13 protein-coding genes are annotated in these 15,886 nt (G+C 64.5%); 3 read left to right on the forward strand and 10 right to left on the reverse strand.

Annotation, left to right across the window (positions count from 1 at the left end; genetic code table 11):
• Window positions 1-15: 15 nt before the first annotated feature.
• The 10 genes from IVB50_RS06580 to IVB50_RS06625 form a co-directional block, all read right to left on the reverse strand.
• Window positions 16-477, reverse strand: a complete 462-nt coding sequence (locus tag IVB50_RS06580) for an Hsp20 family protein (RefSeq protein WP_018454031.1) — start codon at window positions 475-477, stop codon at window positions 16-18.
• A gap of 240 nt (window positions 478-717) precedes the next feature.
• Window positions 718-2,208 (reverse strand): amidase family protein, encoded by a 1,491-nt coding sequence (locus tag IVB50_RS06585; RefSeq protein WP_085352025.1) that lies wholly within the window; start codon window positions 2,206-2,208, stop codon window positions 718-720.
• A 17-nt stretch (window positions 2,209-2,225) separates the two neighbouring features.
• Window positions 2,226-3,023, reverse strand: coding sequence for a xanthine dehydrogenase family protein subunit M (locus IVB50_RS06590; RefSeq protein ID WP_247295047.1), 798 nt, complete (start codon window positions 3,021-3,023; stop codon window positions 2,226-2,228).
• 11 nt (window positions 3,024-3,034) lie between these two features.
• Window positions 3,035-5,422 (reverse strand): xanthine dehydrogenase family protein molybdopterin-binding subunit, encoded by a 2,388-nt coding sequence (locus IVB50_RS06595; RefSeq protein ID WP_247295049.1) that lies wholly within the window; start codon window positions 5,420-5,422, stop codon window positions 3,035-3,037.
• Between the two features lie 2 nt (window positions 5,423-5,424).
• Window positions 5,425-5,916, reverse strand: coding sequence for a (2Fe-2S)-binding protein (locus IVB50_RS06600; protein ID WP_247295051.1), 492 nt, complete (start codon window positions 5,914-5,916; stop codon window positions 5,425-5,427).
• Between the two features lie 21 nt (window positions 5,917-5,937).
• Window positions 5,938-7,044 (reverse strand): ABC transporter ATP-binding protein, encoded by a 1,107-nt coding sequence (locus tag IVB50_RS06605; RefSeq protein ID WP_085395710.1) that lies wholly within the window; start codon window positions 7,042-7,044, stop codon window positions 5,938-5,940.
• Window positions 7,045-7,052: 8 nt separating this feature from the next.
• A complete protein-coding gene (locus IVB50_RS06610) occupies window positions 7,053-7,955 on the reverse strand; it encodes an ABC transporter permease (protein ID WP_018454025.1) in 903 nt (300 codons plus the stop codon).
• On the reverse strand, window positions 7,952-8,869 hold the full coding sequence (locus IVB50_RS06615) for an ABC transporter permease (protein WP_085361515.1): 918 nt from the start codon (window positions 8,867-8,869) through the stop codon (window positions 7,952-7,954). Before IVB50_RS06615 ends, IVB50_RS06610 begins: the two co-directional genes overlap by 4 nt.
• 55 nt (window positions 8,870-8,924) lie before the next feature.
• Window positions 8,925-10,274, reverse strand: coding sequence for an extracellular solute-binding protein (locus tag IVB50_RS06620; RefSeq protein WP_247295053.1), 1,350 nt, complete (start codon window positions 10,272-10,274; stop codon window positions 8,925-8,927).
• A 195-nt stretch (window positions 10,275-10,469) separates the two neighbouring features.
• Entirely contained in the window at window positions 10,470-11,771 is a 1,302-nt protein-coding gene (locus IVB50_RS06625; protein WP_204512143.1) for an MFS transporter, read from the reverse strand.
• A 352-nt stretch (window positions 11,772-12,123) separates the two neighbouring features.
• Between IVB50_RS06625 and IVB50_RS06630 the strand changes: the two genes are divergently transcribed.
• From IVB50_RS06630 to IVB50_RS06640, 3 genes are read left to right on the forward strand one after another with little or no spacing between them, the layout of a single operon-like run.
• Complete coding sequence (locus IVB50_RS06630; RefSeq protein ID WP_085351926.1) at window positions 12,124-13,338, forward strand: ABC transporter substrate-binding protein; 1,215 nt, start codon at window positions 12,124-12,126, stop codon at window positions 13,336-13,338.
• 7 nt (window positions 13,339-13,345) lie between these two features.
• Entirely contained in the window at window positions 13,346-15,073 is a 1,728-nt protein-coding gene (locus IVB50_RS06635; RefSeq protein WP_085385314.1) for an FAD-dependent oxidoreductase, read from the forward strand.
• 17 nt (window positions 15,074-15,090) lie between these two features.
• On the forward strand, window positions 15,091-15,885 hold the full coding sequence (locus IVB50_RS06640) for an IclR family transcriptional regulator (RefSeq protein WP_085361518.1): 795 nt from the start codon (window positions 15,091-15,093) through the stop codon (window positions 15,883-15,885).
• Window position 15,886: the final 1 nt, after the last annotated feature.

Below are 15,886 nucleotides of genomic sequence, written 5' to 3' on the forward strand. Positions count from 1 at the left end.
CCCTCGATCGAGCGCTTAGGCTGCTTTCTTCTGCTCGATCTGAGTTGCAGGAGAGGCCGCGCCCGCGATCTGGATCCGGCGCGGCTTCATCGCTTCCGGAACCTCACGGACGAGGTCGATGATCAAGAGGCCGTCCTGGAAGGACGCCTGCTTCACCTGGACATAATCGGCCAGGTTGAACACGCGCCGGAACGGCCGTGCGGCGATACCCTGGTACAGATATTCGCCCGTCGCACCTTCGGGCTTCTTGCCCTCGACGGTCAGCGCATTCTGTTCGGCCGTCACCGTGATATCGTTGACGCCAAAGCCCGCCACAGCGAGGCTGATCCGGTAGTGATCTTCGCCGGAGCGTTCGATGTTATAGGGGGGATAGTTGTCTTCGCTCGCCTGGCGCAGCGCGCTGTCGACGAGACCCGCCAGATGATCGAAGCCGACGGTGGAGCGCCACAGGGGCGCGAAGTCAAACGTGGTCCTCATAACCAAGTCCTCCAAAGAGCAAGATGGATACGAAGGAGCGCAGGACAGGGTTTTAGACGGGTCCAAAGACACCGGCCCGGCGCCCGCTCCGGGCCCCTCGCGGGCACCCGGCACACCGCTCTCGCGGCGAAAATGACTTAGAAGAACGCAAGTCGACTTCAAGAGGGCCCCTCGAAAAATTTTTCGGGCGCAGAGGCCGACCGGCAGGACGCGGCCGGCCCGCTCCAGGCCGGGTTCGGCTCACGCCTTCGCGCGGGCACGATCCGGTTCGCGCAACGCCAGCTGCGGCCAGAACGCCGCCCATGGCTGGGCCGCTTCGAACGCAGCGGCGATGCGGAAGATCGTGGGCTCGTCGAGCCAGGGAGCGACGATCTGCAAGCCGATCGGCAGCCCATCGCGATCGAAGCCGCAGGGCAGCGTCGCGGCCGGAAGGCCGGCGAGATTGATCGGCCAGGTGAAGGGCGACCAGCCGAGATGCGGATCGACATTGCCGCCGTCGATCGTGTCGACGCCGAGGCGGCCGGCCTCGAACGCGGTCACCGCGACGGTCGGCGTCACCAGCGCATCGACGCGCTCGAACAGCTTCAGGAAGCTGCTGCGAGCCTGGGCGCGGCGATACCCTGCTTCGATATAGTCCGTGCCGCTGTAGCGCCTGCCGGCACTGATGACGTCAAGATAATCTGCTTCGGAGCTGGCGAGATCGGCCGTGGTCTTGCTCGAGACCGCGCCCGCCTGTTCGGTAAAGGCGATCGGCTTCAGCGTGTGCTCCAGGATCCCGGGATCGAGGCCCGGACCATCCATGGTGACCTGCGCGCCGCAGGCATCGAGAATGGCCAGCGCCTTGCCGAACGCCGCGCGCACATCGGGGCTGACCGCGGCGTAGCCGAGATCGACGCTGGCGCCGATGCGAATGCCGTTCAACGGCGCGGCCTTCGTATCGAACCGACGCGCCGCCACCGGCAGGCTCGCGGGATCGCGCAGATCGTAAGCAGCGATGATCTCCAGCGTCAGCGCGGCATCCGCGACCGTGCGCGTAATCGGCCCGGTATGCGCGAGCGAGCCCCAGGACGGTGGCGAGAAGCCGGGCGAACGGGGCACCAGGCCAAAGGTCGGCTTCAGGCCAAACACACCGCAGAAGGACGAGGGCACGCGGATCGAGCCGACCCCATCGGTTCCGATCGCGATCGGACCGCAGCCGGCGGCAACGCCCGCCGCCGCGCCGCCGCTCGATCCGCCACTGGTGCGACCCGGGTTCCAGGGATTGCGCGTGGTGCCGGTGACCGGGCTGTCCGCCGTCAACTTGTAACCGGACTCGCAGGTCGTGGTCTTGCAGGTGACGATCGCACCCGCTTCCTTCAGCGCTGAGACAACCGCCGCGTCGACATCGGGCACGAACGCCTTGTTCATCGGTGAGCCGCCATAGGCCGGCACGCCCGCGACAAAGACCAGGTCCTTGATCGTGACGGGGACACCGGCGAGCGCTCCCTTGGTCTCGCCGGCGCGCATCTCCCTGGTGAGACGGTCGGCCTCCGCCCTCGCCTGCCCGTACATCGGCGTCACCACCGCGTTGCAGGCCTCGTTCGTCGCCTCCAGTGCGGCAATGGTGTCGTCGACGACATCGCGCGGAGTGAACGCCTTGCGCCGGTAGCCGGCCAGGATCTCGGTTGCGGAAAGCGAGCCAAGGCCAGTCGGCACCGGCGGGAAGGCCGTTCGGCCGGAACCATCAGTCATCATCAACCCTAAAAGAGCTAGCTGAGCGCCGCGTCGACGGCGCGCTTGGCCATGACCGTGACGAGATGTGCACGGTAGTCGGCTTCGGCGTGGACATCGGAGGTGAGACCGTCGGTGTCGATCCTGATCGCCGCGATCGCGGACGGATCGAAATTTCGCGACAGTGCTTCTTCCATCGGGGGAACGCGGAATACGCCGGAGCCCGCGCCGGTCACGGCCACGCGAACACCATCGGCGAATTTCGCGACGAACACGCCGACCAGCGCATAGCGCGACGCCGGCGCCTTGAACTTGGCGTAGCCCGCCCTGAGCGGCACGGGAAAGCGGATCGCCGTGATGATCTCGCCAGGTTCAAGCGCGGTCTCGAACAGACCACGGAAGAACCCGTCGGCCGCGATCTCGCGCGTGCTGGTGACGATGGTCGCGCCCAATCCGAGCACACCTGCCGGATAATCGGCCGACGGATCGTTGTTCGCGACGGAGCCACCGATAGTGCCGCGGATGCGTACGGCGGGATCGCCGATCATCGAGGCCAGCGCGGCGAGACCCGGGATCTTCGTCTGCACCAGCTTCGAGGCTGCTACCATGCCATGTGGCGTCATTGCACCGATGGTGATGGTGCCGCCGTCGTTGGTGATGCCCTTCAGATCTCCGAGCCTCGACAGGTCGACTAGGGCTGGCGGACTGGCGAGCCGCTGCTTCAGCGTCGGGATCAGCGTCATGCCGCCGGCGAGGAGCTTGCTGTCTTCGATCGAGGTCAGCAGTTTGGCAGCGTCGGGAATCCGGTCCGGCTGGTGATAGGCAAACGGCTTCATTGTCATCCTCCCTATTCCGCAGCGACCGGCAGCGACGCGTTCTGCAGCAGGCGCCAGATCCGGTTCGGCGTTGCCGGCATGTCGACATGGGTGACGCCGAGATGCGACAGCGCATCGACCACCGCGTTGATGACGGCGGCCGGCGAACCGATGGTGCCGACCTCGCCGCAGCCCTTCACGCCCATCGGCGTGTGCGTACACAGCGTCGAATGGGTCGCGATGTTCATCATCGGCATGTGGTCGGCGCGCGGCATGCAATAGTCCATCAGCGAGCCCGATAGCAGCTGGCCCGAGCCCTCGTCATAGACCGCGTTCTCGTACAGCGCCTGACCGACGCCCTGCACGATGCCGCCGTGCAACTGGCCCTCCACGATCATCGGGTTGATGACAGTGCCGACGTCGTCCACCGCGGTGTAATTGACCAGCGTCACCGTGCCGGTCTCCGGGTCGATCTCGACCTCGGCAATGTGGCAGCCGCCGGGATAGGTGAAGTTGACGGGATCATAATAAGCCTGCTCTTCGAGCCCCGGCTCCAGCACTTCGAGCGGATAGTCGTGCGGCACGTAGGCGGCGCCCGCGATCTCCTCGAACGTCCTCATGCGGTCGGTGCCCGCGACCGAGAATTTTCCGGCCTCGAACTGGATATCCACTTCGGCCGCTTCAAGCAGATGCGCCGCGATCTTCTTGCCTTTCGCGACCACCTTGTCCGTCGCCTTCGACAGCGCCGCGCCGCCGACCACCAGCGATCGCGAGCCATAGGTACCCATGCCAAACTGCACGCGATCGGTATCGCCGAACACGATGTCGACATTGTCAAACGCGACGCCGAGCTTTTCCGAGACGATCTGCGCGAACGTCGTCTCGTGGCCCTGGCCGTGATTGTGCGTGCCGATCATGACCGTGACCTGGCCGGTCGGATGCACCCGCACGGTGGCACTCTCATAGAGCCCGCCACGCGCGCCCAATCGCCCCGCGAAGCGTGACGGCGCGAGGCCGCAGGCCTCGACATAGGTCGAGTAGCCGAGTCCACGGAATTTGCCCCTGCGCGCCGACTCCGCCTTGCGGATACCGAAGTTCTTGACGTCGGCCGCGACAAGAGCGCCGTCGAGACACCCCATCGGATCGCCGGAATCGTACTGCACCAGCACCGGCGTCTGATACGGGTAGGCCCCCTTCGGGATCATGTTGCGTCGGCGGATCTCGACGCGGTCGATGCCCATCTCGCTGGCTGCGACGTCGACGATGCGCTCCAGCACGAAGGTCGCCTCGGGTCGGCCCGCGCCGCGATACGCGTCGACCGGAACCGTGTTCGTGAACACCACCTTCACGTTGCAGTAGATCGCTGGCGTGGTGTAGACGCCGCCGAGCAGCGGTCCGTAGAGATTGGTCGGGATGTTCGGTCCGAAGGTCGAGAGATAGCCGCCCATATTGGCGAGCGTGTTGACACGGAAGGCCAGAAATTTTCCGGTCTCGTCCAGTGCGAGTTCGGCCTCGGTGACGTGATCGCGGCCGTGGCGATCGGAGACGTAGCCTTCCGACCGGCTCGCGACCCATTTGATCGGCCGCATCACGCGCTTGGCGGCCCAGGTAATCACGGCCTCTTCGCCGTAGTGGAACTGCTTGACGCCAAAGCCGCCGCCGACATCGGGCGCGACCACGCGTAGCTTGTGCTGCGGAATGTTCAGCACCAGCGCGCCCATCAGGAAGCGCACGACATGCGGGAACTGGCTGGTGGTCCAAAGCGTGAAGCGATCCGTGCCGGGCTCGTATTCGGCGATCGCCGCGCGCGGCTCCATCGGGTTGCCGATCAACCGGTTGTTGACGAGGCTGAGCTTTGCGACATGGGCCGCCTTCCGGAAGGCGGTCTCGACCGCGGCCTTGTCGCCGAGCTCCCAATCGCAACAGATGTTGTTCGGAACGTCGTCGAACAGTTGCGGCGCGCCGGGCCGCACGGCTTCGAGCACGCCGACCACCGAGGGCAGCACCTCGTAATCGACTGTCAGCAGCTCGGCTGCCGCGCCGGCCTGCGCCGGCGTCTCCGCGACGACGAAAGCCACCATGTCGCCGACGAAGCGCACCTTGCCCTGCGCCAGCATCGGGAACGGCGGCTCCTTCATCGGCACGCCCTTGGCATCCGAGATACCCCAGCCGCAGGGCAGCGAGCCCAGCTTGTCGGCGGCGGCATCCTCGCCGGTCAGCACCGCGATGACGCCGGGCGATGCCAGGGCCGCACTCTTGTCGATGCCGCGCAGGATCGCGTGTCCGTGCGGCGAGCGCACGAACACACCCGCCGTCATGCCCGGACGCTTGATGTCGGAGACGTAACTGCCGCGTCCGGTGAGGAAGCGCTGGTCCTCTTTCCGTTTAGGTGAAGCGCCGATCCCGATCACATGGCCCATGGTCACTCTCCCTTGGCCACGTTCATGGCGGCGGCGCCTGCCATGACCGAGATGACGATGTTCTGATAGCCGGTGCAGCGGCAGATATTGCCTTCGAGGCCGTGACGGACGTCGACCTCCGTCAGGTTCGGCTTCTCGGCCGCGAGCGCCACCGCCGTCATCAGCATGCCGGGTGTGCAAAAGCCGCATTGCAGACCGTGATGCTCGCGAAATGCCTCTTGCATCGGATGCAGCCGGTTCGAACCCGGCACACCTTGCAGGCCCTCGATGGTGAGCAGCGTCGCACCGTCGAGCGCGGGCGCAAGCAGCGTACAGCTCTTCACCGGCAGGCCGTCGAGGTGCACGACACAGGCGCCGCACTGGCTGGTGTCACAGCCGATATGGGTGCCGGTGAGGTTGAGCCGCTCGCGCAGCAGCTCGGCGACCAGCGTCGCCGGTTCGACATCCACAGTTGTCGGCCGTCCGTTGAGTGTGAAGGATATCTGCACGATCATACTCCTGTGCGCGACGGGTCTTTAGGCGAGTGGAAGCGCGCTGCCGGTGGCCCATGTGGCCATCACGACATCGCCGACGGTGAAGGGATCCGCGAAGAAAGTCTTTTCCGGCACGTAGGCCACGAACGCGTCGTCCGGCACGGTGTCGAGCATGACCTTGACGAAATAGCCCTGGTATTCGATCGCGAGCACGCGACTCGGCAGCGAGGTGGAGCAGCCCGGCGGCAGCGCCCTGCCCGGCCGGACCAGCGCGACATCGTCGCGGCGCACGGCGATGTCGATCTTGTCGCCGACGCTGACCGTGGACCGCGCCTGAAGCGGGACCTCGATGCCATCAGGCGCGGCCTGTGCGAGCGTAAAGGTCGAACCGTTGACCTTCTCGACCCGTCCCGACAGCACGTTCTGCCCGCCCATGAACTCGGCGACGTAACGATCATGCGGATGGGCGTAGACATCGCGTGCCGCGCCCGCCTGCTTGATTCTGCCTTGCTCCATCACCACCACGAGATCGGCGAGCGCGATCGCCTCGAGCTGGGTGTGGGTCACGTGGACGAAGGTGATGCCGAGCTCCTGCTGCATTCGCCTGAGCTCCTGACGCATCTGCACGCGGAGCTGTTCGTCGAGCGCGGACAGCGGCTCGTCGAGCAACAGGACCCTCGGCTCGGTGATCGCGGCACGCGCCAGCGCCACGCGCTGCTGCTGGCCGCCGGAGAGCTGCGCTGGAAGGCGGTCGGCGAATTGCGTCAGATGCACCTTCTCGATCATGGCATCGGCTGCGCGGAGGCGATCGGCCTTCGACATGCCGCGCACGCGGAGCGCAAAGGCGATGTTCTCGCGCACGGTGAGATGCGGGAACAACGCGTAGGACTGAAACATCATCGCGGTGCGCCGCTGCACCGGCGCGAGCCCGACGACGTTCTGGCCGCCGATCACGATCTCGCCGGCGGTCGGGTCCTCGTGGCCGGCGATCATGCGCAGTATCGTGGTCTTGCCGCAGCCGGAGGGGCCGATGAAGCAGCAATAGGCGCCGTCGGCGATCTTGAGGTTGACGCCGTCGACCACATTGCCGACTCCGTCAAAGCTCTTGCAGACGCCCGCCAGTTCGATATCGCCGCGATCGCTCTTCATTTCCCAGCTCAACCCTTTGTGCTGCTGCCGCGCTTCTTCTGGATCAGCACGATGCTGCCCAGGCTCGCGCCGATGACAATGAAGGAGACGATGGTAGTCACGGTGCCGAGCGCATAGAGCGAAGGCGAGGTGACGTTCAGCGTCATGCTCCAGATCTCCAGCGGCAGCGTGTTGAGCGAGCCCGCGGTCTGGAGGCTGCGGGCGAACTCGTCGTAGGAGAGCGTGAAGCCGAACAGCGCGACCGCCACCAGGCCGGGTGCCAGCACCGGGATCATCACCAGCCGGATCGACTGCCAACGGCTGGCGCCGAGGTCGTAGGCCGCCTCCTCCCAGACGTGGTTGAAGCGCGACATCACCGCGAACATCACGAGCACGCCGAACGGCAGCGTCCATGACAGTTGCGCGCCGAGCGCCGAGGTGTACCAGCTCGCATTGAGGCCGAGGGCCTGGAACAACAGACCGGTACCGAGGCCGAGCACGAGTCCCGGTGCGACCAGGCTGCCGATCATCATGTAGAACACGACGGTGTCGCCGCGAAAGCGCTTGCGAAAACCGAGCCCGGCCAGGAACGACACCACCACTGTGATGATAGTGACGATGATCGCGAGCTTGATCGAACGATCGAACGAGCCCTTGACGTCGCCGGTCCGCACTTGGGTGAAGAGATCGACGAACCAGTGCAGCGAAGTGCCCTTCATCGGGAACACGAGGCCGCCACGGATGTCCTGGAACGACAGGACGTAGATACAGAACATCGGGCCGTACAGCGCAATCACATAGAACGCGAACAGTGTCGCCAGAACATAGAACGTCCACGGCCGACCGCCCTTGCTCGGCGCAATCGCCTTTGTCACCGGCGCGATCGCCTTTGACACATCAGCCTTGGGCATGTCGGCGAGAACCGCACTCATCGCGTGATCTCCTGCCTGATGTCGACCGTGCGCAGGATCAGCGAGACGATCGCGACCAGCACCAGCGTCAGCAATACTGCGCTCGCCGCCGCGGTCGGATATTGCAGCACGCCGACATCCTCGTAGAAGGCGCTGACCACAGAGGCCGAGCCGCCGCCGGACATCACCTTGACCACGAAGAAATCGCCCATCACGATCGAGACGACGAAGATGGTGCCGAGGGCGATGCCGCTCTTGGACATCGGCACCACGATCAGCCGCATGATGTCGAAACGACTGGCGCCGGCATCGATCGCGGCCTCGATCAGCTTCTTGTCGATCCGTGCCATGGAATTGAAGATCGGCACGATCATGAAAATGGTGAGCTGATGGACATAGGCGATGACCACCGCAAGGTCGGAGAACAGCAGCACCTCAAGCGGCTGGCGGATCACACCGAGTCCCAGCAGCGCCTGGTTGATCAGGCCTTCCTTGCCGAGCAGCGGAATCCAGGAAATCATCCGGATGATGTTCGAGGTCCAGAACGGCACCGTGCAGAGCAGGAACAGGCCAATCGCCAGTAGTTGGTTGCGGACGTGGAAAACCAGGAAGTATGCGACGAAGAAGCCGATGATCAGCGTGAAGATCCAGGTCAGCAACGTGAACTTGATCGTCGCCAGATACAGCTTCAGCGTCAGCGCCGAATGCAGCACCTCGACATAGCTTGCGAGCGTGAAGCCCGGCGTCAGCCCGCCGAAGCCGTCGGTGGCGAAGAAGCTCGCGGCCAGCACGACCAGGATCGGCGCCACGAAGAACGGTACAAGCACCAGCACGAGCGGCGACACGTAGAGCCAGCCGGCGAGATTTGCGCGTGGTGGGGTTTGAGCTGGACTAAGACTTGGCTGCATGTCGGCAAACGCCTCGAAGTCGGTCATTTGGCACCGGCGCATCGCCGCGCCGGCGCTTCGTTCACGTCAGGGAAAGCAGGTTTCAGGCCACCTTGAAGTCGTTCCAGCGCTTGTTCATGTAGGCGGCTTCGTCCATCAGCGTGTTCCAGCAGGAGATGTTCTTGACGCGGTCGAGGAACGAGCCGCCGTCACGCTTGGTGCCGCTCTTCTCCATCGGCACGCCATAGGGGTCGTTGACCACCTCGGGCGCGGGCTGGCCCTCGTACCAGAACGCCCATTCGGCCGCCGTGAGGAATTTCTTCGCAGTCGAAGGGACCGGGCTGTAATAGCCGTAGCGCGCGACGAAACCGCCCTGCCAGCCCGACAGATACCAGTTGAGATATTCGTAGGCCGCGTCCAGCTTCCTGCCGGAGAGATGTTTCATCAGGCCCATGCCGTTGCACCAGCCGCGATAGCCTTCCTTTCCGTTCTTGATGTTGACCGGCGCGTAGACGCAGGGGATTTCCTTCACGCGTACCGCGGCAACCGCCGGCGACCACATCGACTGGATGACCACTTCGCCCGCCGCCATCAGCTGCACCGACTGGTCGAAGGTGGTCCAGGTCGCGCGGAACTGGCCCTGCTTCTTGAGCTCGATCAGCTTGTTGCAGGTGAAGTCGATCTCCTCCTTGGTCATGTTGCCTTTGTTTCCGTACTTGATCAGCCCGGCGCTTTCGAAGCAGAGCGCGGCGTCCATGATGCCGATTGCGGGCACGTCGAGGATCGCGGCCTTGCCTTTGAATTTCGGATCGATCAGATCCTTCCATTCCGTGACTTCATGGCCGACGAGGTCGGGGCGATAGCCGATGGAGTCGGCGTTGTAGACCTGCGGCAGGAAGGTCGCCCATTCGGTCACGCCGTCGCTCAAATCGGTCGAATCGGGCTTGGCGATATACATGGCCTCGTAGGGCGAGATGCCCTGGCGCGGGATCTTGTGACCGTCGATCTCGCCCTTGGTAAAGATCGGCAGGATGTTGTCGAACTCCTTGACCTTCTTGACCTCGATGCCCTGGATCACGCCGCGCTTGGCAGCGAGCTTGGCCTGCCAGCCCTCGAGATCGGCGATATCGACCGTATTTGGCTGGCTTATGAAGCGGTTGATGGCGGCGGAAGTGTCGAGGTTCTGCATCGTCACCTTGAAGCCGAGATCCTTGGCCGCCTGGTCGCCGATCGCCTTCACCACCGAATAGGACACGCCGACATGGCGCAGCTCGATGTCCTTGATCTCCTGCGCCCAGATGGTTGGGAATCCGCGGATCGCGTCCGATCCTGCAGCCGCGCCGGCCACCGCCGCGGCGCCCTTCAACAGCGTGCGCCTGCTCAGCTTTTTCGCAGACTTGTCGCTCGTCCCCGCCGGATTGGCAGTGGATGTCCCCTTGTCCCTGTCAAGCATGGCAACCCTCGTTGGCTACAATGAACGTGCGCACCGGTCGCCATTGACCGGCTGCGGATGTGATCAATTGCGAGGGAGGCTATGGGCGGGAGGTCGTGAAGTAAAATTGGAAGTAAAAATTCGCTGCATAAACGCGGCTAATGATTCGCCCCGCTGCACCGGCTTTTGGCAACGCGCATAAGATGAAGGCGGCCCTCAGGACCTGAGCGAGTCCCGCGCGGTCTCCGGCGCTATCAACGTTGCGATGATGGTGATGACCGACAGTGCGATGATATACACCGACACCGGCCGGTACGAGGCGGCCCATGCAAGCAGTGCCGTCGCAATCAGCGGCGAGAAGCCGCCACTGAGCGCGGCGGCAACGTTGGCTCCCAGCGATGCGCCGCTATAGCGCACCTGGGTACGGAACAGCTCCGGCATGAAGGCCGCCTTCGGCCCGAACAACAGCGCATGCGTCAGTGTCATCGTCACGACGAGCGCGAGCGTGATCAGCGCAGGCTCCCTGGTGTCGAGGAACCAGAACAACGGAAACGCCAGCGCCACCGAGAACACGCCGCCGGCGAGATACAGCGCTTTGCGGCCGAAGATGTCGGACAGCCAGCCTGCGAGGGGCAGCGTCGCGAGCTCGACGAGCGCGGCATAGACCACCGCGTTGAGGATCACCTGCCGCGGAAGGCCGAGCTGCGTCGTGGCATAGACCACGGTGAAAACAGTGAGGAGATAAGCGAGCCCGACTTCGGACACCGTGATGCCGATCGCCAGCAGGAAGCTGCGCCAGTCGCGGCGCAGGACTTCCAGCACCGGCTGCGCCAGCACCTCCTTGCGCTCGAGCACCTCCTTGAAGTGCGGCGTCTCCGCGAGTTTCAGCCGCACGATGAAGCCGACACCGACGAGCAGGATGCTGATCAGAAACGGCACGCGCCAGCCCCAGCTCAGGAAGTCCGCTTCGGGCAGCTGCGTCATCAGACCGAAAATGCCGGTGGACGCGGCGACGCCGACGGGGAAGCCGATCTGCACCAGACTGCCGTAAAAGCCGCGGCGGTTGCCGGCGTGCTCGGCCACCATGACCACCGCGCCGCTCCACTCCCCACCGAGCCCGATGCCCTGGACGAAGCGCAAAATGACGAGGAAGATTGGCGCCCAGACGCCGATCTGGCTGTAGGTCGGCAGGCAACCGATCAGGAACGTGCCCAGTCCCATCGCGAACATGGTCGCGACCAGCATCTTCTTGCGGCCGAGCCGGTCGCCGTAATGCCCGATGATCGCACCGCCGATCGGCCGCGCGACAAAGCCGACCGCATAGGTCGAGAACGCCGCCAGCGTGCCGACCATGGGATCGAAACTCGGGAAGAACAGCTTGTTCAGCACGAGCGCCGCCGCCGTGCCGTAGATCAGGAAGTCGTACCACTCGATCGCGGTGCCGAGCGCGGCTGCCCACACCACATGCGCCGTCGTCGATTTCTCCGCCGCAGTGGAGACTCCCGATGCTGCCGTCATTGCCATCCGCCCCAAGATTCCTGGGCGACATGATGGCCAATCGTTGTGGCGGTTGCAACTTGCGGGAGTGTTAGTTCTCCCAAGATCAGAATGCGAGATTTTCGCGCCACTGCCTCCTCACTGTCGTCCCGGCGAAGGCCGGGACCCATAATCACAGGGAGGAGTTTGGCAAAGACCGGCGCCCCGGTACTGCGACCGCCCGACTTCGAGAGATCACGCGGTATGGGTCCCGGCCTTCGCCAAGACGACGCGGAGCCTTTATTCTCCATTGACAAACTTATTTGCTAATATCTAACTTGCTGCCACAATAACCGGCCGCGCCAAGCGCGCCCATAAACGAGAGGGAACGACGATGAGAGGGTTTTTGGCCTGCGCCATGCTCGCGGCCATGACTTCGGCTGCCATGACCACCGTTGCGAACGCGCAAATCTCCGACGACGCCGTGCGGATCGGCGTGCTGACGGATCTGTCGAGCTGGGGCCGCGACAACAGCGGGCCGGGCTCCGTGGAGGCCGCGAAAATGGCCTTGGAGGAATTCGGGCCCACCGTGCTCGGCAAGCCGATCGAGATCATCAGCGCCGATCACCAGATGAAGACCGATGTTGGCGTGCAGATTGTGCGCGGCTGGTTCGACAACGGCAAGGTCGATGCCGTCGTCGACATCCCCAATTCCGGCATCGCGATCGCCGTCCACAATATGGTGCGCGAGCGCAACAAGATTGCGCTGCTCTCCGGGCCCGGCGCGAGTTCGCTGACCGACGAGCTTTGCAGCCCGAACACCGTGCACTTCACCTACGATACCTACGCGCTGTCGAAGGTGACGGCCTCCGCCGTGATCAAGGAAGGCGGAAAATCCTGGTACTTCATCACCGCCGACTACGCCTTCGGGCAGCAGCTCGAGAAGGATGCCACGCGCTTCATCAACGAGATGGGCGGCAAGGTTTTGGGCGGCGTGAAGCACCCCACCAATACGGCCGATTTCTCGTCCTTTGCACTCCAGGCGCAAAGCTCGAAATCGGACGTCGTCGCTTTCGCCAATGCGGGCCAGGACACCGACAATGCCATCAAGCAGTCCGGCGAGTTCGGCCTGGTGCAGGGTGGCCAGAAGCTGGTCGGCCTCCTGATGTTCGACACCGATGTCCACGCGATCGGCCTCAAATCCGCGCAGGGTACCTACATGACCACGGCCTCGTACTGGAACATGGACGAGGCGACCCGCGCATGGTCGCGGAAATTCTACGAGCGCACCAAGGTGATGCCGACCATGATTCAGACCGGCGTCTACGGCTCGGTGCTGCATTATCTCAAGGCCATCAAGGCCGCCGGCACCGATGATCCCGCCAAGGCGATGGCCAAGATGCGCGAGCTGCCGATCGAGGATACATTCGTTCATGGCGGACGCTTGCGCGAGGACGGCCGCGTCATTCGCGACATGTATCTCGCCAAGGTGAAAACACCCGAGCAGTCCAAGGAACCGTGGGATTATTTGGAGATCATCAAGACGGTGAAGGGCGAGGACGCCTTCCGCCCGGTCTCCGAGTCGAAATGTCCGTTGCTCAAGAAGTGAGGCCTGCATGACCGGCAACGAGCGCAACGAGACTTACGAGTGCGATGTGCTCGTGGCCGGATCGGGCTGCTCCGGCATGTCGGCCGCCATCACCGCGCGCTATCGCGGCCTCGACGTGCTGATCGTCGAGAAGGAGCCGCGCTTCGGAGGCACCACCGCCCGCTCCGGCGGCTGGCTCTGGATTCCCGGTACCTCGCTGGCCAAGGCCTACGGCATCGAGGAGACACCGGAGCAGGCGCGGACTTACCTGCGGCACGAAGCCGGCAACAACTTTGAAGCCGCGCGCGTCGATGCATTCCTGAGCGCCGGGCCCGAGGCGATCGATTTTTTCACCAGCAAGACGGCGCTCCGTTTCGACATGCCGCTGGTGTTCCCGGACTACCACGCCGAGGCGCCCGGCGGCGCCCAGGGTGGTCGTTCGATGGTGGCGCGCCCGTTCGACGGCCGCGAACTCGGCGACCAGATCAAGACCCTCGGCATGCCCCTGCCCGAGCTGACCGTATTCGGCATGATGCTCGGATCCGGCAAAGACATCGTCCATTTCATGCGCGCGACGAAGTCCCTAAGCTCGGCGGTCTATGTCGCAAAGCGCCTGTCGCGGCATCTGATGGACGTACTGCGCTATGGCCGCGGCATGACGCTGACCAACGGCAATGCGCTCGCCGGGCGCCTGGCAAAATCGGCCCAGGACCTGAAGATACCGATGTGGCTGTCCTCGCCGGTGCGCGAGCTCACTGTCGAGAACGGCACTGTCACGGGCGCCATTGTCGCCCGCGACGGACGCGACGTCCGCATTCGTGCGAGACAAGGCGTCGTGCTCGCCTGCGGCGGTTTCCCGCATGATGTCGAACGGCGCAAGAAGATGTTCCCGCACGCGCCGACCGGGAACGAGCATTTTTCGCCGGGACCGACCGGCAACACCGGCGATGGGCTGCGGCTCGCAGAACGCGCCGGCGGACATGTCGAGGACAGGCTGCCGAACGCGGCAGCCTGGGTCCCGGTCTCGGTCACCAAGCGCAAGGACGGCTCACACGGCGTGATGCCGCATTTCATCGACCGCGCCAAACCCGGTGTGATCGCGGTGATGCGTGACGGCAAGCGCTTTGCCAACGAGGGCAATTCCTATCACGACTTCGTCCAGGCCATGGTCAAGGCGGCGAAACCCGGCGAGGAGATCGCGGCGTACCTGGTCTGCGATCACCAGACCCTGCGCAAATACGGCCTCGGCTGCGTGCCGCCGTTCCCGATGCCGCTGGGTCATCACCTCAAGACGGGATATCTCATGCGCGGCGAGACACTGGAGGCACTCGCGGCAAAAGCGGGTATCGATGCCAGCGCGTTTACCGAGACCGTCAAGCAGTTCAATGCGACCGCACCACAGGGACACGACGCCGCCTTCGGCAAGGGCTCAAAGGCCTATAACCGCTACCAGGGCGATGCGCTGCACGGCCCGAACCCCTGCGTCGCGCCGATCGAGAACGGCCCGTTCTACGCCATCAAGATGGTGGTCGGCGATCTCGGCACCTATGCCGGCATCGTCACCGACGAGAACGCGCGGGCGCTCGATGCGGAGGGACGGGTGATTCCCGGGCTCTATGCCGCCGGCAACGACATGGCGAGCATCATGGGCGGCAATTATCCGGGCGCCGGCATCACGCTTGGGCCGGCGCTGACCTTCGGCTACATTGCCGGCCGTCATCTCGCCGACAGCGCCGCCAAGCGCAACGCGGCGTAAGCCACGCCAGGAGGCGCATGAAAAGAGAGAGCCGCGGCATCCAGTCGATCGAGGTCGGCGGAGAATTGCTCCGCGCGCTTGCAAGATGCGGCGAGCCGATGATGCTGCGCGATCTCGCGCGCGAGGCCGGCATGACGCCGGCCAAAGCGCATCCCTATCTCGCCAGCTTCTCCCGCATCGGCCTGATCGAGCAGGACGAGACCACCGGCCGTTACGAGATCGGCGCGCTGGCGCTGGAGCTCGGCCTGATCAGCCTGCGCCGACTATCCGGCGTACGCATCGCAGGACCGAAGATCGCGGCGCTCGCAAGTCAGATCGGGCATGCGGTCTCGCTCGCGGTGTGGGGGACGCACGGCCCGACCGTGGTGCAGCTCGAAGAACCCGGCCAGCCCGTTCACATCGTGATGCGCGCCGGCTCGGTGATGGCACTGCTGGAGACGGCCACGGGCCGCGCCTTTGCGGCCTTCCTGCCGGAGAAGACGATCAACGCCGCGCTCGAAAGCGGCCTCGATCGTCATGGCGTCGGCTATAATCCGAAGCGCGCCGTGAAAGGCGCGAAGGTCACTGAGATGCTCACAGAGGTCCGCAAGCACGGCCTCGCCCGCGCGCTCGGCGACCCCCTGCCCGGCGTCAACGCATTCTCTGCGCCGGTGTTCGATCATTCCGGCCATGTCGCGCTGGTAATCACCGCGATGGGGCCGGAAGGCACTTTTGACGCGCGCTGGGACAGCCCGATCGCCCATGCGCTACGCGATTGCGCGGGCGGCATTTCGAAACGACTGGGTCACGGGATGACGGCTGCGGCGGAGTGAT

The organism is Bradyrhizobium sp. 87 (genome assembly GCF_023073015.1).
Taxonomy (GTDB): Bacteria; Pseudomonadota; Alphaproteobacteria; order Rhizobiales; family Xanthobacteraceae; genus Bradyrhizobium; species Bradyrhizobium canariense_D.